Source organism: Rhodanobacter sp. GW835-FHT13D09, from assembly GCF_058793995.1.
The window spans coordinates 24,163-42,243 of sequence record NZ_JBXAGL010000003.1 but is presented as its reverse complement, the minus strand read 5'-3'; the positions used below and the strand labels follow the sequence as shown (position 1 = coordinate 42,243).

Annotated in this window: 21 protein-coding genes; 8 read left to right on the top strand and 13 right to left on the bottom strand. The window is 67.7% G+C overall.

Features of this window, described 5'->3' with window-relative positions:
• Positions 1 to 11: 11 nt before the first annotated feature.
• The 4 genes from trmD to ffh form a co-directional block, all read right to left on the bottom strand.
• Positions 12 to 785: a tRNA (guanosine(37)-N1)-methyltransferase TrmD gene (trmD, locus tag AC1Q5A_RS05655; RefSeq protein ID WP_492699152.1), complete on the bottom strand. Its 774-nt coding sequence runs from the start codon at positions 783 to 785 to the stop codon at positions 12 to 14.
• A 34-nt stretch (positions 786 to 819) separates the two neighbouring features.
• Positions 820 to 1,335: a ribosome maturation factor RimM gene (rimM, locus tag AC1Q5A_RS05650; RefSeq protein WP_492699150.1), complete on the bottom strand. Its 516-nt coding sequence runs from the start codon at positions 1,333 to 1,335 to the stop codon at positions 820 to 822.
• Positions 1,336 to 1,337: 2 nt separating this feature from the next.
• A complete protein-coding gene (rpsP, locus tag AC1Q5A_RS05645) occupies positions 1,338 to 1,592 on the bottom strand; it encodes a 30S ribosomal protein S16 (protein ID WP_108472511.1) in 255 nt (84 codons plus the stop codon).
• Between the two features lie 144 nt (positions 1,593 to 1,736).
• A complete protein-coding gene (ffh, locus tag AC1Q5A_RS05640) occupies positions 1,737 to 3,116 on the bottom strand; it encodes a signal recognition particle protein (protein ID WP_492699148.1) in 1,380 nt (459 codons plus the stop codon).
• A 96-nt stretch (positions 3,117 to 3,212) separates the two neighbouring features.
• Here ffh and AC1Q5A_RS05635 point away from each other — a divergent pair, with 96 nt between their 5' ends.
• The gene (locus tag AC1Q5A_RS05635) at positions 3,213 to 4,013 is read left to right on the top strand and encodes a cytochrome C assembly family protein (RefSeq protein ID WP_492699146.1); all 801 of its coding nucleotides are present in this window, start codon (positions 3,213 to 3,215) and stop codon (positions 4,011 to 4,013) included.
• Positions 4,014 to 4,048: 35 nt separating this feature from the next.
• Here AC1Q5A_RS05635 and radA read toward each other — a convergent pair whose 3' ends face one another.
• From radA to AC1Q5A_RS05605, 6 genes are all read right to left on the bottom strand, one after another.
• On the bottom strand, positions 4,049 to 5,434 hold the full coding sequence (gene radA / locus AC1Q5A_RS05630) for a DNA repair protein RadA (protein ID WP_492699144.1): 1,386 nt from the start codon (positions 5,432 to 5,434) through the stop codon (positions 4,049 to 4,051).
• 116 nt (positions 5,435 to 5,550) lie between these two features.
• Positions 5,551 to 6,945: a replicative DNA helicase gene (locus AC1Q5A_RS05625; protein ID WP_492699142.1), complete on the bottom strand. Its 1,395-nt coding sequence runs from the start codon at positions 6,943 to 6,945 to the stop codon at positions 5,551 to 5,553.
• A 235-nt stretch (positions 6,946 to 7,180) separates the two neighbouring features.
• Entirely contained in the window at positions 7,181 to 7,630 is a 450-nt protein-coding gene (gene rplI, locus AC1Q5A_RS05620; protein ID WP_492699141.1) for a 50S ribosomal protein L9, read from the bottom strand.
• A gap of 142 nt (positions 7,631 to 7,772) precedes the next feature.
• Positions 7,773 to 8,003, bottom strand: coding sequence for a 30S ribosomal protein S18 (rpsR, locus tag AC1Q5A_RS05615; RefSeq protein ID WP_007081973.1), 231 nt, complete (start codon positions 8,001 to 8,003; stop codon positions 7,773 to 7,775).
• Positions 8,004 to 8,017: 14 nt separating this feature from the next.
• The gene (gene rpsF / locus AC1Q5A_RS05610; RefSeq protein ID WP_492699140.1) at positions 8,018 to 8,446 is read right to left on the bottom strand and encodes a 30S ribosomal protein S6; all 429 of its coding nucleotides are present in this window, start codon (positions 8,444 to 8,446) and stop codon (positions 8,018 to 8,020) included.
• A 295-nt stretch (positions 8,447 to 8,741) separates the two neighbouring features.
• Positions 8,742 to 9,068: a HesB/IscA family protein gene (locus AC1Q5A_RS05605; RefSeq protein ID WP_492699138.1), complete on the bottom strand. Its 327-nt coding sequence runs from the start codon at positions 9,066 to 9,068 to the stop codon at positions 8,742 to 8,744.
• Between the two features lie 155 nt (positions 9,069 to 9,223).
• Between AC1Q5A_RS05605 and asnS the strand changes: the two genes are divergently transcribed.
• The 7 genes from asnS to AC1Q5A_RS05570 all read left to right on the top strand — a co-directional run bounded on the left by asnS (position 9,224) and on the right by AC1Q5A_RS05570 (position 15,287).
• A complete protein-coding gene (gene asnS / locus AC1Q5A_RS05600; RefSeq protein WP_492699136.1) occupies positions 9,224 to 10,624 on the top strand; it encodes an asparagine--tRNA ligase in 1,401 nt (466 codons plus the stop codon).
• A 14-nt stretch (positions 10,625 to 10,638) separates the two neighbouring features.
• Positions 10,639 to 11,460 carry a MalM family protein gene (locus tag AC1Q5A_RS05595; protein ID WP_492699134.1) on the top strand — a complete coding sequence of 274 codons (822 nt, stop codon included), beginning with the start codon at positions 10,639 to 10,641 and terminating at the stop codon, positions 11,458 to 11,460.
• Positions 11,457 to 11,771, top strand: coding sequence for a hypothetical protein (locus AC1Q5A_RS05590; protein WP_492699132.1), 315 nt, complete (start codon positions 11,457 to 11,459; stop codon positions 11,769 to 11,771). The genes AC1Q5A_RS05595 and AC1Q5A_RS05590 overlap by 4 nt, the downstream gene beginning before the upstream one ends.
• A 20-nt stretch (positions 11,772 to 11,791) precedes the next feature.
• Positions 11,792 to 12,583 (top strand): SDR family oxidoreductase, encoded by a 792-nt coding sequence (locus tag AC1Q5A_RS05585; protein WP_492699130.1) that lies wholly within the window; start codon positions 11,792 to 11,794, stop codon positions 12,581 to 12,583.
• A gap of 78 nt (positions 12,584 to 12,661) precedes the next feature.
• Complete coding sequence (locus AC1Q5A_RS05580) at positions 12,662 to 14,191, top strand: aldehyde dehydrogenase (RefSeq protein WP_492699128.1); 1,530 nt, start codon at positions 12,662 to 12,664, stop codon at positions 14,189 to 14,191.
• Entirely contained in the window at positions 14,188 to 14,853 is a 666-nt protein-coding gene (gene can, locus AC1Q5A_RS05575) for a carbonate dehydratase (RefSeq protein ID WP_492699126.1), read from the top strand. The genes AC1Q5A_RS05580 and can overlap by 4 nt, the downstream gene beginning before the upstream one ends.
• The gene (locus AC1Q5A_RS05570; RefSeq protein ID WP_492699124.1) at positions 14,850 to 15,287 is read left to right on the top strand and encodes a RidA family protein; all 438 of its coding nucleotides are present in this window, start codon (positions 14,850 to 14,852) and stop codon (positions 15,285 to 15,287) included. The genes can and AC1Q5A_RS05570 overlap by 4 nt, the downstream gene beginning before the upstream one ends.
• 52 nt (positions 15,288 to 15,339) lie before the next feature.
• Here the strand turns inward: AC1Q5A_RS05570 and AC1Q5A_RS05565 are convergent, their stop codons facing one another.
• From AC1Q5A_RS05565 to AC1Q5A_RS05555, 3 genes are all read right to left on the bottom strand, one after another.
• Positions 15,340 to 15,603, bottom strand: a complete 264-nt coding sequence (locus AC1Q5A_RS05565) for a hypothetical protein (protein WP_492699122.1) — start codon at positions 15,601 to 15,603, stop codon at positions 15,340 to 15,342.
• Positions 15,604 to 15,783: 180 nt separating this feature from the next.
• Positions 15,784 to 16,572 (bottom strand): N-formylglutamate deformylase, encoded by a 789-nt coding sequence (gene hutG / locus AC1Q5A_RS05560; protein ID WP_492699695.1) that lies wholly within the window; start codon positions 16,570 to 16,572, stop codon positions 15,784 to 15,786.
• Positions 16,573 to 16,724: 152 nt separating this feature from the next.
• Positions 16,725 to 17,984 (bottom strand): NAD(P)/FAD-dependent oxidoreductase, encoded by a 1,260-nt coding sequence (locus tag AC1Q5A_RS05555; RefSeq protein WP_492699120.1) that lies wholly within the window; start codon positions 17,982 to 17,984, stop codon positions 16,725 to 16,727.
• Positions 17,985 to 18,081: the final 97 nt, after the last annotated feature.

The window sequence follows — 18,081 nt, the reverse complement described above, 5'->3', positions numbered from 1 at the left end:
GGCTGCGACCGTCACCCGGCCGCATCGTCTTGCCGTGCCTGCCCTCGCGAGGCATGTTCACGGCGGAATTCATCCAGCAGGGCCCGGGATACCGCATCCAGTCCACGCTGTGACAACAAATCGGGCCGGCGCAGCCAGGTCCGTCCCAGCGACTGCTTCAGGCGCCAGCGGGCGATGGCCGCATGGTCGCCGGACAGCAGCACCTCCGGCACGGAACCCAGCGCATCGTGCACCGGTTTCGCATAGTGCGGACAATCCAGCAGGCCATCCGAGAATGAATCCTGCTCGGCCGACTGCGCGTCGTTCAACGCGCCGTCCTGCAAGCGCCCCACCGCGTCGATGACCACCGCGGCGGCCAACTCGCCGCCGGATAGCACATAATCGCCGATGGAAAGCTCCTCGTCGACCTCGTGCGCCAGCAGACGCTCGTCCACACCTTCGTAACGCCCGCAGAGCAAGGCGATGCGCGGCAACTTCGCCAGCGCTTCCACCCTGCCCTGCGTCAGCCGCGCTCCCTGCGGACTGAGATAAACCAAGTGCACCGGCTCCGCTGCCGCCGCACGCATGGCCACCAGGGTCGTGCGCAACGGCTCGATCATCATCACCATCCCGGGACCGCCGCCATACGAGCCGCTGTCCACGCTGCGGTGCCTGTCGGTGGCGTAGTCGCGCGGGTTCCAGGTTTCCACCTGCAGCAGCTCGCGCTGCTGCGCGCGTCCCACCACACCGACCGCGGCGCACTGGCGCACGAAGTCGGGAAACAGAGTGACGACATCGATGCGCATGATCCTTGACCCTTGGGCCCGCGACCCGGCGACGTCAGAATTCAGGATCCCAATCCACCACCATGCGTCCTGCGGACAGATCCACCGAACGCACATACAAACCCTGGACGAAGGGAATCAGCCGCTCGCGTTCGCCGTCCCTCACCACCACCACGTCATTGGCGCCGGTGGCGAACAGGTGACTGACCCGCCCCAGCTTCACCTCTTCCGTGGTGACGACCTCCAGTCCCTCGAGATCGACCCAGTAATACTCGCCTTCCGCGGGAGGCGGCAGCTGCTCGCGGGCGACATGGATGTCGGTACCGACCAGCGCCGCTGCCTGCTCCCGGTCGTCCACCCCGGGCAGATGGGCCACCATGCCCTTGCCCTGCATGCGACCCTTCACTCCGCTGACCTGCGTCTCCGTGCCGGGCGCTGCACCGAGCAGCCACGGCTGGTAGTCGAAGATCCGCATGCGCGGCTCGGCCCAGGATTCGATCTTGAGCCAGCCCTGCACGCCATACAGCCCGACGATGCGTCCGATCAGGACGCGCCGACCGGCTGCAGTCATACTCAGGCAGCCTGCTGCTTGCCGGCTTCCTTGACCAGGGCGGCGACCTTGTCGGTCAGCTGGGCACCCTTGCCGACCCACTCCTGCACGCGCGCGACGTTCAGCTCGAGGCGCTTGTCCTTGCCCGACGCGACCGGGTTGTAGAAGCCTACGTTCTCGATGTTGCGGCCGTCGCGCTTGTTGCGCTGGTCGGTCACGACGACGTGGTAGAACGGACGGCCCTTGGCGCCACCGCGCGAAAGACGAATCTTGACCATGGTAAAACTCCAGAATTGCCGAATCAGCGGCAGGCGCACGAGAGTCGTGCGCGGGAAACGGGGTATTTTAGCGGATTTTCGGGAAAAGGGAAGGCTTTCGCGACATGACAGCCCCGCACCGGCGTCATTCCCGCGAGGCGCTTTTCAACGCATCGGCGGCAAGCCGCCCATGCCGCCCATGCCCTTCATGGCGCCGCGCATCTGCCGTAGCAGGCCCTTGCTGCCGCCCTTGGACAGCTTGGACATCATCTTTTCCATCTGCATGTACTGTTTCAGCAGGCGATTGACGTCGGCCGGCTGGGTACCCGAACCGCGCGCCACGCGGGCGCGGCGCGAGCCGTTCAGCAGATCCGGGTGGCGGCGTTCCTTCTTGGTCATCGAGCTGATGATCGCGATCATCCGCTTCATTTCACCATCGTTGACCTTGGATTTCACGCTGTCCGGCAGGCTGGACACGCCGGGCAGCTTGTCCATCAGGCCGGCCAGTCCGCCCATGTTGCCCATCTGCTCCAGCTGGTCCTTCATGTCGTTCAGGTCGAAGCGCTTGCCCTTCATCACCTTCTGGGCCAGCTTCTGCGCCTTGTCCTGGTCGACCTTGCGCTCGACCTCCTCGACCAGCGACAGCACGTCGCCCATGCCGAGGATGCGCTGGGCCAGCCGGTCGGGGTGGAACGGCTCCAGCGCATCGCTCTTCTCGCCGGCGCCGAGGAACTTGATCGGCTTGCCGGTGACGTAGCGCACCGACAGCACCGCGCCGCCGCGGGCGTCGCCGTCGGTCTTGGTGAGGATCACGCCGGTCAGCGGCAGCGCCTCGTTGAACGCCTTGGCCGTGTTGGCGGCATCCTGACCGGTCATCGAGTCGACCACGAACAGGGTCTCGATCGGCGTGATCGCGGCGTGCAAGGCCTTGATCTCGGCCATCATCGCCTCGTCCACGTGCAGGCGGCCGGCGGTGTCGACCAGCAGCACGTCGACCACTTCGCGCCGCGCGGCGGCGATGGCGTCCTTCGCGATCTGTACCGGATCCTGGCCCGTCGCGGACGGGAAGAACTTCACCCCGACCTGCTCGGCCAGCGTGCGCAGCTGCTCGATCGCGGCCGGACGGTAGACGTCGCAGCTGACCACCATCACCTTTTTCTTCTTGCGCTCGGTCAGCAGGCGCGCCAGCTTGGCCACCGTGGTGGTCTTGCCGGCGCCCTGCAGGCCGGCCATCAGCACCACCGCCGGCGGCTGCTGGGCCAGGTTCAGTTCGGTGTTGGCGGTGCCCATCACCACGGTCAGCTCGTCGCTGACCACCTTCACCAGCGCCTGGCCCGGCGACAGGCTCCTGATCACGTCCTGGCCGACCGCGCGCACCTTGATCCGCTGGATCAGCGCCTGCACCACCGGCAGCGCGACGTCCGCCTCCAGCAGTGCGATGCGTACCTCGCGCAGGGCTTCGCGGATGTTCTCCTCAGTCAGCCGGCCGCGACCGCGCAGGCGATTGACGGTGGTGGAAAGGCGTTGGCTGAGCGACTCGAACATGGCGGGACCGGCACACGGGAAAGCATCCGATTATAGCGGACGGATCGCCCCGCTCCGCATGCATGCCGGCACGGCCCTGTGCGACACTGTGCGGCTATGACCCTCCACGTGCTGGCCCTGTCCGCCATCGTGCTCTATCTCGCCGCCGCCGCCGGGCTGGCGCGCCCGCTGCTGGGCGGCGGGCAACCGCTGAACCGGCTGGCATTGGCGCTGGCCGGCAGCGCCGTGCTGATCCACGCCGGCATCCTGCTCGGCATGCATCGGGGCGCGCTGGACCTGCACTTCTTCGCGGCGCTGTCGCTGGTCGCGTTCGTCGTCTCGGCGTTGACCCTGCTGGTGAACGCCTCGCGCCCGGTCGCCGCGCTCGGCGTGATCGTGTTCCCGCTGACCACCGCGCTGCTCGCGGTGGACGGTTTCCTGGCGCCTCCCACCCTGCCGCAGCCGATGGACTGGCAGATCAAGCTGCACGTGACGGTGGCCCTGCTCGCGTTCGGCGTGCTGTCGATCGCCGCCGTGCTGGCGATCCTGCTGGCGCTCCAGGAGCGCGCGTTGCGCCATCGCCAGTTCGGCCGCTGGCTGCGCGCGCTGCCCCCGCTGACCCTGACCGAAACCCTGCTGTTCCGCCTGATCAGCGCCGGCTTCGTGCTGCTCACGCTGACCCTGCTGACCGGCGTGCTGTTCGTCGACAACCTGTTCGGCCAGCACCTGGCGCACAAGACCGTGCTGTCGATCGTGGCGTGGCTGGTGTTCGGCGTGCTGCTGTACGGCCGCTGGCGGCACGGCTGGCGCGGCACCCGCGCGGTCAACCTCACCCTGATCGGCATGGCGGTGCTGGTGCTGGCGTTCTTCGGCTCGAAATTCGTGCTGGAGCTGATCCTGCACCGCACGCTGCCCTGAGCAAGCGCGCCGGCGGTCAGCAACCGGTAGACCCCTCAGCGGCAGGCATCGATCGCCTCGCCCAGCCGCTCCACCCCGACCACTTCCATCTCGCCCACGCGCCCCTTCTTGGGCGCGTTCGCCTTCGGCACGATGGCGCGGCGGAAACCGTGGTGGGCGGCCTCCTTCAGGCGTTCCTCGCCATTCGGCACCGGCCGGATCTCGCCGGACAGGCCGACCTCGCCGAAGGCGATGGTGTGCTCCGGCAGCGGCCGGTCACGCAGCGACGACAACACCGCCAGCAGCACCGGCAGGTCGGCGGCCGTCTCCTGCACGCGGATGCCGCCGACCACGTTGACGAACACGTCCTGGTCGTACGCCGCCACGCCGCCGTGCCGATGCAGCACCGCCAGCAGCATGGCGAGGCGGTTTTGCTCCAGGCCCAGGGTGACCCGCCGCGGGTTGCCCAGCGAGGACTGGTCGACCAGCGCCTGCACCTCGACCAGCAGCGGCCGGGTGCCCTCGCGGGTGACCATCACCGCGCTGCCCGAAGTCGGCCCCGCGTGCGTGGACAGGAAGATCGCCGACGGGTTCGGCACTTCGCGCAGGCCCTTGTCGCCCATCGCGAACACGCCCAGTTCGTTGACCGCGCCGAAGCGGTTCTTGAACGCGCGCAGCACGCGGAAGCGGCTGCCGGATTCGCCCTCGAAGTAGAGCACCGCGTCGACCATATGCTCGAGCACGTGAGGGCCGGCGATGCCGCCCTCTTTCGTGACGTGGCCGACCAGGAATACCGAGGTGCCGGTCTCCTTGGCAAAGCGGGTCAGCTTGGCCGCCGACTCGCGCACCTGCGACACCGAACCCGGCGCGGCGGTGAGCAGTTCGGTCCAGATGGTCTGGATCGAATCGATCACCAGCACCCGGGGCCGGCTCGCCGCTGCCTGTTCGAGGACCCGCTCGATGCAGGTCTCGGCCAGCGCCTGCAGCGGTTCCAGTGGCAAGCCTAGCCGCTGCGCGCGCGCGGCCACCTGCGCCAGCGACTCCTCGCCGGTGACGTAGACGCTGGGCAGCTGCCCGCCCAGCGTGCCCAGCATCTGCAGCAGCAGGGTCGACTTGCCGATGCCGGGATCGCCGCCGATCAGCACTACCGAGCCCTCGACCAAGCCGCCGCCGAGCACGCGGTCCAGCTCGCCGATGCCGGTCAGCGTGCGGGCCTCGGTGGTCATCGCCACCGCGGTCAGCGGCGTGATACGCGGCGCGCCCGCGGCGGCGCCGGCGTAACTGGAACGCTGCGCGCCCACCGACGGCTTCGCCGCCGAAGCCGGCGCCAGCACGATCTCGCTGAGCGTGTTCCATGCGCCGCACTCGGCGCATGAACCCTGCCACTTCGGATGTTCGGCACCGCAATCGGTGCAGACATAGGCGGTCTTGGCCTTGGCCATGCGGGTTCCCGGCTGGATACGTGGAGGAAGCGAGCTTAGCCCGCGGTCATCGCAGGCGGCGAGACGCCTCGGCGCAGAAAGTTGTCAGCCTTCGCCGCCAGCGCGGCTCCCGGCGATCAGTCGAACGACCCGACGAACGAATCCGACGCATAGTTGACGAACTGGGTGTAGTGGCCGAGGAAGGTCAGCTTGCAGGTGTCGGTGGGGCCGTTGCGCTGCTTGCCGATGATGATCTCGGCGACGCCCTTGTCGGGCGATTCCTTGTTGTAGTACTCGTCGCGGTAGATGAACATGATCACGTCGGCGTCCTGCTCGATCGCGCCGGACTCGCGCAGGTCGGACATCATCGGGCGCTTGTCGGCGCGCTGTTCCAGCGAGCGGTTGAGCTGCGACAGGGCGATCACCGGCACGTTCAGTTCCTTGGCCAGCCCTTTCAGCGAACGCGAGATTTCCGAAATCTCGGTGGCGCGGTTCTCCTTGTTGCCGGGCACCTGCATCAGCTGCAGGTAGTCGATCACGATCAGGCCCAGCCCGCCATGTTCGCGGTGCAGCCGGCGTGCGCGCGAACGCAGTTCCACCGGCGACAGGCTGGGCGTGTCGTCGATGAAGATCTTCGCGTCGGACAGCAGCGCGATCGCGTTGGAGACGCGCGGCCAGTCCTCTTCTTCGAGAGTGCCGTTGCGAAGGTGCTGCTGGTGGATGCGACCGACCGAGGAGATCAGGCGGAACGCCAGCTGCGAGGAGGACATCTCCATCGAGAACACCACCACCGCCTTCTTGCCGCCCAGCGCGGCAGCCTCGGCGATGTTCAGCGCGAAGGCGGTCTTGCCCATCGACGGGCGCGCCGCCACGATGATCAGGTCCGACGGCTGCAGGCCGGAAGTGAGCGCATCCAGGTCGGTGAAACCGGTGCTGACGCCGGTAAGCTGGCCGCGGTTCTCGTAGCGCTCAGTGAGCAGGCGGAACGCGTCCTTCACCGCCTCGCGCATCGAGACGGAGTCCTTCTTGCCGCGCGCACCGGATTCGGCGATGTGGAACACGCGCTGCTCGGCGCTTTCCAGCACCTCGTGCACGCTCTTGCCCTCGGGCCGGTAGCCGTCCTCGGTGATCGAGGTGCCGGCGTCGATCAGCTGGCGCAGCACCGATTTCTCGCGCACGATCTCGGCGTAGGCGGTGATATTGGCGGCGCTGGGCGTGCTGTTGGCCAGCTCGATCAGGTAGCCGGCGCCGCCGACCATCTCGGCCATGCCGTTGCTCTCGAACCAGTCGCCCAGGGTCACCGCGTCGCACGGCATGCCCTTGTTCGCCAGCTCGTTGATCGCCCGCCAGATCAGCCGGTGGTCCTTGCGGTAGAAATCGTCCTCGCCGAGCCGGTCGGCCACCTTGTCCAGCGCATCGGGCGCCAGCATCAGGCCGCCCAGCACCGCCTGTTCGGCATCGATCGAGTGCGGCGGCACGCGGAGTGCCTCGATGGCGGGCGAGGTGGGCTTGCGTTCGGGCACGAAGGACATCGACTTACCTCTGCAGAATGACCCGACAACCGACACGCCATGTGCCGACATCCCGCGGGCGCTTGCACCTGCAGCATCATGCGCGGCGATGTCTCACCCGTCGAGACAACAAGTCTGTGGACAAGCTGGGGATTGCTGGGGATAACACGGCCACCCGCCACGACGAATCCCGAACCCCGAAAAACAAACAGGCGCCTCACGGCGCCCGTTCGTCGCATCAACGATGGCGGACGGCTTACTTGTCGCCGACCACGACCACCTTGACCGTGGTCTGCACGTCGGCGTGCAGGCTCACCACCACGTCGTACTCGCCGACGTTGCGCAGCGGGCCTTCGCCCAGGATCACTTCGTTCTTGTGCACTTCGTGGCCTGCGGCGACCAGCGCCTCGGCGATGTCGCGCGGACCGACCGAGCCGAACAGCTTGCCTTCGGCGCTGGCGTGCGCGGCGATCGTCACCGACACCTCGGCCAGACGGAGCTTGCGGGCCTCGGCGTCGGACAGCAGGGTGTTGGCCTTGGCTTCGTATTCGGCGCGACGCTGTTCGAACGCGGCCAGGTTGGCGGCATTGACGCGCACGGCCTTGCCCTGCGGCAGCAGGTAGTTGCGGCCGTAGCCCGGCTTCACGGTGACCTTGTCGCCAAGGTTGCCGAGGTTGCGGACTTTCTGCAGGAGGATGAGTTCCATGATGTATTCCTATTCGTTAGCGCCGGCGAAGCCCGACGCAGCCAGAGGCGGTTGTCCGAAGGACGGAGAATAGGGAATGGGAAACAGGAGAGCAGTTGACGCTGCGACTCCCTATTCCCTCTCCCTATTCCCTGCTTTTCGATCAGACGTCGTGGTTGTCGGTGTACGGCAGCAGCGAGAGGAAGCGCGCGCGCTTGATCGCGGTGGCCAGCTGACGCTGGTAGCGGGCCTTGGTGCCGGTGATGCGGCTCGGCACGATCTTGCCGTTCTCGGTGACGTACTGGCGCAGGGTGTTGAGATCCTTGTAGTCGATCTCCTTCACGTCCTCGGCAGTGAAGCGGCAGAACTTGCGGCGGCGGAAAAACTTGGACATGTCTGTGCTCCTGATCAGTCGTCGCTGTCGCGATCGTTGTCGCGGTCGTCGCCGCGGCCGCGGCTTTCGCCGTCGCCCTCGTCGTCACGGCGACGGGTGGACTTGGCGTCATCCTTTTCCTTCGACTTCAGGATGAAGGACGGCTCGGTATCGGCCTCGTCGCGACGGATCACCAGGTGACGCAGCACGGCGTCGTTGAAGCGGAAGCCCGACTCCAGCTCGCTCAGCGCGCTCTGGCTCACTTCGATGTTGAGCAGCACGTAATGTGCCTTGGCCAGGTTGACGATCGGGTAGGCCAGCTGGCGGCGGCCCCAGTCTTCCAGGCGGTGGATCTTGCCGCCGTCGGTCTCGATCAGCGCCTTGTAGCGCTCGATCATCGCCGGGACCTGCTCGCTCTGGTCCGGATGGACCATGAACACGACTTCGTAATGACGCAGGGTCATTGTGGTTTGACTCCTTGTGGATGCGGCCTTGCGGCCTCGCAGCCTCCCGCCGGTGCGGTGAGGCAAGTGTCCCGCCCGCGCCTGTTGGGGCGTGGACAGAAGCGGAATTGTACGTGAACCGCGGGAATCCACGCAAGTGGTTGAATATCAATATTGAAGAGTGCGGCCACGGATGGCCGCCCGTTTGACTTTCGCGATCAGGGACGATCGCAAAGAACTTCCCACGTGCGGCCACGGATGGATGGCCGCCTTTTGACTTTCGCGCTCACGGATGAGCGCACCAGTGCCACCGCCCTCAGCCCACCGTGAAGCTCTCGCCGCAGCCGCACTCGCCGGTGGCGTTCGGGTTGTGGAACACGAAACTGGCGTTGAGGCCCTGCCGCTGGAAGTCGATCACCGTGCCGTCGACCAGGGCCAGGCTCCTGTCGTCGACGATCAGCGGCAGCCCGTCCACCTCGACCAGCCGCTCGCCCTCGCCGACCGCGTCGGCCAGGTCGACCACATAGGCGAAGCCGGAACAGCCGCTGCGCCGCACCCCGAAACGCACGCCGGCCGCGGTCGGCGTACCGGCCAGGAAGTGGCGCATGCGTTCGTTGGCGGCAGGGGTGATGGTGATGCTCATGGCTATCGGATCCAGCGCGTGACGGATGCCCGGAAAGGTCGCGACGCGGGCAACCGCTACATTATCATGCGGGTTTGGCCCTGCGCGCTGCCGCGCATGCGCCGTTCATCATCATTGCGCGCCGACATGCAGCGCTTCAGCAGGAGTTTCAACCGATGGCCGTGGTCAGTGTGAAGCAGGCTCTTTCCGGCAAGTTCGACGCCAGCAGCGCGGTGACTGTGCGCGGGTGGGTGCGTACCCGCCGCGATTCCAAGGCCGGGCTGTCCTTCGTCAGCGTCACCGACGGCTCCTGCTTCGACCCGATCCAGGCGGTGGTGCCGTCCACCCTGGCCAACTACGAGGGCGAGGTGAAGCACCTCACCGCCGGCGCCGGCGTCATCGTCAGCGGCACGCTGGTGCCATCGCAGGGCAAGGGCCAGGCCTTCGAGATCCAGGCCAGCGAGGTAACCGTCACCGGCTTCGTCGACGATCCGGAAACCTACCCGATCCAGCCCAAGCAGCACTCGATGGAGTTCCTGCGCGAAGTCGCCCACCTGCGCCCGCGCACCAACCTGTTCGGCGCGGTGACCCGGGTGCGCCACACCATGATGACGGCGATCCACCGCCATCTCACCGAACAGGGCTTCTTCTGGATCAACACGCCGATCATCACCACCTCCGACGCCGAGGGTGCCGGCGACATGTTCCGCCTGTCCACGCTGGACCTGGCCAACCTGCCGCGGCTGCCCGACGGCAAGATCGACTTCCGCAGGGATTTCTTCGGCCGCGAGGCGTTCCTCACCGTGTCCGGCCAGCTCAACGTCGAGGCGTATTGCCTGGCGATGAGCAAGGTCTACACGTTCGGCCCCACCTTCCGTGCCGAGAACTCCAACACGCCGCGCCACCTGGCCGAGTTCTGGATGGTCGAGCCGGAGATCGCCTTCGCCGACCTCGCCGCCGACGCGGACTGTGCCGAGGCCTTCCTCAAGGCGATCTTCAAGGCCGTGCTGGAGGAGCGCCCGGACGACATGGCGTTCTTCGCCGAACGCGTGCAGAGCGATGCCATCACCCGGATGGAGGCGTTCATCGCCAAGCCGTTCGAGCGCATCGACTACACCGACGCCATCGCGATCCTGCAGAAGTCGGGCCAGAAGTTCGAGTACCCGGTGGCCTGGGGCATCGACCTGCAGACCGAACACGAGCGCTATCTCGCCGAGAAACATATCGGCCGCCCCGTGGTCGTAATGAACTACCCCGAGGCGATCAAGGCGTTCTACATGCGCTTGAATGACGACGAGAAGACCGTGGCGGCGATGGATGTGCTGGCGCCGGGCATCGGCGAGATCATCGGCGGCAGCCAGCGCGAGGAGCGACTGGACTATCTGGACCGCCGCATGCTGCAGTTCGGTCTCGATCCGGCAAGCTATGGCTGGTACCGTGACCTGCGCCGTTATGGCACGGTGCCGCACGCCGGCTTCGGCCTCGGCTTCGAGCGCCTGCTGGTCTACATCTGCGGCCTGTCCAACATCCGCGACGCCATCCCCTATCCCCGTGCCGCCGGAACGGCCGAATTCTGAGCAACCCACCCGCCATGCCCAGACTCCCCGCCACCATCGCCGCCCTGGCCCTGGCCGTCCTGCTGGGCGGCTGCCATAGCGCCAAGGCGCTGCTGCCGCCGAACCTGCGGCCGCCCTCGGAGAACACCGGCGACGCGCTGAAGCTGGCCCAGTCGCAGTTGATGCAGGCCTCGCCGTGCTGCAGCAGCTTCGCCGACTTCTCCTATCGCAACATGCTGCCGTGGCAGCCGCAGAAGTTCGTGCTGGGCAGCGGCAGCATGGTGGCGAACCTAAACGGCACGCAAAGCTACTTCCTCGCCTTCCGCCTGCCGGCCGACGCGAAACTGCCGTACGACATTGCCCTGAAATCGGAACTCAGCGGGCGCTGGCTGCACGCCAGCTACCTGTTCGCGCCCACCATCGTGCTGCTGGACGAAGGCTTCCAGCCGATCCGCTCCGAGGACATCGGCCTGTGCGAACACATGGGCTGGAGCGACGAGAGTTCCGGCGCGTTCGGCAGCTTCAAGATCGACAACAAGCAGGCGCGCTACCTGCTGGTCTACAGCTCGGCCGAACAGCAGGCGGGCAAGACCTACTGGGAACAGTCGCCCGCCTCGATCTCCACCTCCAGCGCGGCGTCGCTGCAGATGAATTCCGCCGGCAGCTTCAGCATCCCGCATGGCCCCGATGGCACGTTGTGGGTCGGCAAGATGAACAAGACCTACGAAAATGCTCTTGCCAATGCGATCTGCAAGAAGGCCGCCAAGGGCGACGGCCTGCTGAACACCCTGCGCACTGCCCTGCCGCTGCCGTGGAGCGGCGACAACGGCAAGCCCAATCATCACAGCTCGCCATGATCGCCCTCTATCTCGCCCTGCTGGCGAGCGGCGTCGGCCTGTTCGTGCTGTCGTACGTCGCGCCGTTCCGGGTCGCCACGCTGCTGCGCCGGCGCTACCCGGAACACTGGCAGATCATTGCTCCGCCGGAGCACGGCGGGCTCTCGGGTTTCCGCATCTGGGCCCGCATGCAACAGGTGTTGCGCTCGCCGGCGCTGCCGGCCCTGGATGACGCGGCCATCGATCGCTGGCGTGGCGTATGGCGCTACAGCCAGTGGCTGGGCTGGCTATGCTGGCTCGGTGCGCTGGCGATGCGCCTGTGGCTGCGCTGACGTAGCCGGGAGATCTGACCATGCAACTCGATCTGACGGGTCGCCACGCGCTGGTCTGCGGCGCCTCGCAAGGCATCGGCCGCGCCAGCGCGATCGAGCTGGCCGGGCTTGGCGCCAGCGTCAGCCTGCTGGCGCGTTCGAGCGACACGCTCGAGGCCGTCGCCGAAAGCCTGCCGCGAACCCATGCCGCCCAGCGGCACAACTGGCGCAGCGTCGACATGCTCGACACCGCCCGCCTGCAGGCAATCGCGGCTGAGATCGCCGCCAATGCTGCAGTACATATCCTGATCAACAACACCGGCGGCCCGCCGGGCGGCCCCGCGTACAGCGCGGAACCGGAAGCGTACGAAACCGCCTTCCGCCAGCATCTGGTGGCCGGCCAGGTGCTGCTGCAGGCCGTACTGCCCGGCATGCGCGCCGGCGGTTACGGCCGCCTCGTCAACGTGATCTCCACCTCGGTGAAGGAACCGCTCCCCGGGCTGGGCGTGTCCAACACGGTGCGTGCCGCGGTGGCCGGCTGGGCCAAGACCCTGTCCGAGGAACTGGCCGCCGACGGCATCACGGTCAACAACGTGCTGCCCGGCTACACCCGCACCCAGCGCCTCGACGGCTTGCTCGCTGCACAGGCGGCCGCCAGCGGGGGCAACGAGAACGCGATAGCGCAGGCCATGCTCGCCTCGGTGCCGGCCCGCCGCTTCGGCGAAGCCGGTGAAGTGGCTGCGGTGATCGCGTTCCTGTGCACGCCCGCCGCCGCCTACGTCAACGGCGTCAGCATCGCGGTGGATGGCGGCCGCACCCGCGCGTTGAGCTAGTCGCTCGTCCCACTCCTGTCGCCACGCATACGCCGGCGTCCGGTGCAATTGCGGCACGCTGGTTTTAAGCTTGCACGGATGCCTACTCCGCGCCTAGCCAATCTGATCGACGGCCGCCTGCAGGCGCCGCAGCGCGACGCATGGCTGGACGTGCATGAGCCGGCCACCGGGTCGCCATTCGCATATTGCCCCGATTCCGACGCATCGGACGTCGCCGCTGCGGTCGCTGCCGCCAGCCACGCCGCGCCGGGCTGGGCCGGCACGCCGGTCGAGCATCGCGCACGCCTGCTGCACAGGCTGGCCGACCTGGTCGAGGCGCGGCTGGAGGAATTCGCCGCGCTGGAATCGCGCGACAGCGGCAAGCCGGTAGGCCTTGCACGCCGCCTCGACATCCCGCGCGCAGTCAGCAACCTGCGCTACTTCGCCGCGGCGATCGTCGGCTGGGGCAGCGAGTCGCACGCGATGGAAGGCGGCCCCAGCGGCACCGGCGCGATCAACTACACCCTGCGCCAACCGCTCGGCGTGGTCGGCTGCATCAGCCCGTGGAACCTGCCGCTGTACCTGTTCACCTGGAAGATCGCGCCGGCGCTGGCCACCGGCAACGCGGTGGTGGCCAAGCCGTCGGAGGTGACGCCATGCACTGCCGCCCTGCTCGGCGAGCTGAGCATCGAGGCGGGCTTTCCGCCCGGCGTGCTGAACATCGTACAGGGCCGCGGACCCGTCGTGGGTCAGGCGATCGTCGAACATCCCGAGGTCAAGGCGGTCTCCTTCACCGGCAGCACCGCCACCGGTGCACGGATTGCCGCCACCGCCGCCGCGCAGTTCAAGAAGGTGTCGCTGGAGATGGGCGGCAAGAACCCGGCCATCGTGTTCGCCGATGCCGATCTGTCCGAGGCGAACCTGGACTCCATCGTGCGCTCGGGCTTCGCCAACCAGGGCGAGATCTGCCTGTGCGGCTCGCGCCTGCTGGTGCAGCGGTCGATCTACGACGCCTTCCGCCAGCGCTACCTGGCGCGCGTGCAGGCGCTGCGCGTGGGCGACCCGCACCACGCCGACAGCGACCTCGGCGCGATGGTCTCGCGGGCGCACTGCGACAAGGTGCTCGGCTGCATCGAACAGGCCCGTGCCGAAGGCGGCCACGTCCTGTGCGGCGGCGAAGCGATCACCTTGCCCGGCCGCTGCGCCGACGGCTGGTTCATCGCCCCGACCGTGATCGAAGGCCTGCCATCCGCGACGCAGACCAACCAGCAGGAGATCTTCGGTCCCGTGGTCAGCCTGATCCCGTTCGAGGACGAAGACGAGGCGCTGGCGATCGCCAACGACAGTCGCTACGGGCTGGCCGCCTCGCTGTGGACGCAGGACGTCTCCCGCGCGCACCGGCTCGCCGGCTCGCTCGAATTCGGCATCGTGTGGGTCAACTGCTGGCTGCTGCGCGACCTGCGCACGCCGTTCGGCGGCACCAGACAATCCGGGCTCGGCCGCGAAGGCGGCAACGAGGCACTGCACTTCTTCACCGAGCCGAAAAACGTCTGCATCGCCTACGGCGCGTCGTCCGTACATTCACCGGGCGCGCGAGTGCGCGAGCCCGAACACCCGGAATCCCGATGAACTCACTGAAAGACCTGCTTGCCAACAACCGCCGCTGGGCCGCGCAGGTCACCGCGCAGGACCCGACTTTTTTCGAGCAGCTCTCGCAGCAGCAGGCGCCGCGCTACCTGTGGATCGGCTGCTCGGACTCGCGCGTGCCGGCCACCCAGATCGTCGACCTGCCGCCGGGCGAGATCTTCGTGCACCGCAACGTCGCCAACGTGGTGGTGCACACCGACCTCAACGCGCTCAGCACCATCCAGTTCGCAGTCGACGTGCTGCAGGTGAAGCACATCCTGGTGGTGGGCCACTACGGCTGCGGCGGCGTCGGCGCGGTGCTGAAGGAAAGCCGCCTGGGCCTGATCGACAACTGGCTGCGCCACATCACCGACATCGCCATGAAGCACGCCGACAAGCTCGACCCGGCACAGTCGTTCGCGATACGCCATGCCCACCTGTGCGAACTGAACGCGCTGGAGCAGGCGCTCAACGTGTGCCACACCACGGTGGTGCGCGAGGCGTGGGAGCGCGGCCAGCAGCTGGCGGTGCACGCATGGATCTACGGGCTGGACGATGGCCACATCCATGACCTGGGCCTGGACGTGCGCAGCCGCGAGCAATTGCCCGAGGCCTACCACCAGGCGATAACCCAGCTCACCCGTCGCTGGGAAGGCGCAGCGTGAGCAGCGGCAGCATCCGCACCGACGCCGCCCCCACGCCGGTCGGCGCCTATCCGCACGCGCGACGCGCCGGCGACCTGCTGTTCCTGTCCGGCGTCGGTCCGCGCCAGCCGGGCAGCAACACGGTCCCCGGCAACGTCCACGACGCGGATGGCCGACTGATCGGCCACGACATCGAGGCGCAATGCCGGCAGGTATTTGCCAACGTGCGGGCGGTGCTCGAGGCCAGCGGCGCGCGCTGGGAGGATCTGGTCGACGTCACCGTCTTCCTCACCGACATGCAGCGCGATTTCGCCGTCTACAACCGCCTCTACAGCGAGTATTTCGCCGGCATCGACGCCTGCCGCACCACCGTGGGCATCAGCGCCCTGCCCACGCCGATCGCGATCGAACTGAAATGCGTCGCCATGATCCCCGCGCGCGATCCGCAAAGATAGACACCCCGCCGGCTCACGCCGGCAGGGTTTCGATTCAGCGCGATCCGGTCAATCAGCCAGCCGTCGACGCCGGGGCCGGAGCGGCCTCGGTGGCAGCCTTCTTGTGGCTGTGATGCTTGTGGTGCGACTTCTTGTGATGCGTGGCCTTCGGCGCATCAGCTTTGGGGGCCTCGGTGGCAGCCGGTGCGGCGGCCGGAGCTTCGGTGGAGGCCGGGGCCGCCTGCTGCGCGGGGGCCGCGGCGGCCTGGGCCAACACGGAACCGGAAAGCGCCACGCCAGCCACCAGCAGGGAAGCAAACAGAACTTTACGCATCATGATGTCGAGCCTCGGACTTAATGAGTTATCGCGGACCCGGCCGGAACCCGGCAACTCGGGTGGCGCGACGAGACCGACGATGCGACGCTTACGGGATACTGAAACTGAACGGGTTGCGGGATGCGCCGTGCGACGGTCGCGCAGGATCTTGACTTTCGTTTCGCTCGGCCCATGGCGTAATTATTTGCGAAAAACCAGGCAGACCTGCAGCAACTGGCCGACCAACGCCTGCACCTCCGACGCCTTCGCCTCGTCATAGGCGAAGCTGTCCTCGTCCATGTAATTGAGCTGCGCCAGCTCCAGTTGCACGGCCTGCACCCCGACGGACGGACGGCCATAGTGGCGCGTGATATAGCCGCCCTTGAAGCGGCCATTGACGGCAACAGTGAAGCGCGACTGCGCTTCCAGGCACGCCTGCAACCGCTGCTGCAGAAGCGTGCCGCAGCTCTCCCCGGCCGCCGTGCCCAGATTGAAATCCGGCAGGCGGCCATCGAACAGCATCGGCACCCGGCTGCGGATCGAATGCCCTTCCCACAGCACTGCATGGCCATGCTCGGCGCACAATATCGCAAGTTCTTGCGATATAGCCTGGTGATAGGGTTGCCAGAAGTCGTTTATCCGCCGTTCAACTTCCGCCCTGTCCGGCTCACGCCCTTCCAGGTACAGCGGCTCGCCATCGAAGCCGATCGCTGGCACCAGGCCGGTTTCGCGCTGCCCCGGGTACAGCGCATGGCCGTCGGCAGGGCGATTCAGGTCGACCACGTAGCGCGAGGCCCTCGGCCTCAGCACGCTGGCGCCCAGCGACTGCGCCAGCGGCTCGTACAATCGGCCCACATGCCAGTCGGTGTCGGGCGAGCGGCGTGCCGCCGGGTGCATCCGTACCGCAATGTCGTCGGGAATGAAGCTGCCGTCGTGCGGCAGGCTGATCAACAACGGCACGCGGCCGCGCTGCAAGGAGAAGGTATCCATCGGCTCATTGTAGCCGCAGGGAATTCGCTCCCCGGACTCACCCGACCGATCAGCGCTAGCTTCTTCATCCGGGATCGGACGGATCGCGACCACGCGGCCTTCCCGGAAGCTTCGTGCGGCAGCGAGAGGATCCGGCTGGCAGCGCAAAACCGCTACAGGCGGAAGCGCGCCGGCGCATACGGCGTTGCGTCGATGGCGGCCGGCGCGCCGGCGAGCATCGCCGCGACCAGCTCGCCGGTCGCCGCCGACATGCTGACGCCGAGCATGCCGTGCGCAGTGGCCAGCAGCAGGTTCGACCAGCGCGTGCTGGGCCCGATGATCGGAATCTCGTCCACGCTCATCGGCCGCCAGCCCCACCACTCCTCCTGCAGTTCGGGCCCCTCCGGCTCGTGCAGGCCGGTGGCCGCGCCACGCCGCAAGGCATCGAGCCGGGTGCGGTTGAGGCCTTCGGCGTAACCGGAGAACTCCATCGTGCTGCCCAGCCGGTAGCCGTTGCGCCAGGTGGTGACGCAGACCGACGCCTCGCGCAAGACCAGCGCGTGCCGCGGCGCGCGGGCCGGCCGCGTGTAGGTCAGCGAATAACCCTTGCCCGGCTGCATCGGCAGGCGCAGGTCCAGTTGCTTCGCCAGCAGCGGCGACCATGCGCCCAGCGCCAGCACCACCCGCTCGCCCTGGAACGCGCCGCGGCTGCTGTGTACCGTGTCGACGCGGCCATCGCCGGTGTCGAACCGCTCGATCCGTGCGCCGCTTTCGATCACGCCGCCCAGCTCGACCACCCGCCGCGCCAGCTCGGCCGCATAGCGGTCCGGCCGCAACCGCGCATCGCCGGGGTGGTACAGGCCGCCGGCCACGCCCGGCTTCAGCGCCGGCTCCATCGCCTCGACCTGCCCGCCGCGCAGGCGCTGCACCTCGATGCCGCAGCGTTCCAGCACGGCGACATGCTCGCGTTCGTCCGCCGCCAGTTTCCGCGCGGTGCGGTAGACGTACAACTCACCTTCCTCGGCGAACTCGCAATCGAGCCCTTCCTCGCGGACCAGCTCGGCCAGCAGGCGGCGCGAGCGTTGCAGGATCGCCGCCCGCGCGGTGGCCGCGGCGGCGAAGTCGCGCCAGTTGCAGTGCCGCGCGAAACCCAGCAGCCAGCGCAGCCGCGGCCCGTCGAAGCGGGGGTTGAGATACAACGGAGCATCCGCGCTCAGCATCGAACGCAGCGCCATGCCGACCACTCCCGGCATCGTCAGCGGTGCCGCATGGCTGGGGGTGATCGTGCCGCAATTGCCGTGCGAACTGCCGCAACCGGGCGTGCCCTGTTCCAGCACCCGTACCTGGGCGCCTGCCTTCAGCAGGAACAGCGCACTTGCCAGGCCGATGACGCCGCCGCCGAGGATCAACACGTCGCTGCGCAAAGTATTCATGCCGCCATTGTAGCCAGCCGGGCCGGCACAGCCTGCTTCCGCAGGCTCGCCCGACTGGCGAATCGCGGACGCATCAGTCCCGCTGCCGCGTGCGCGC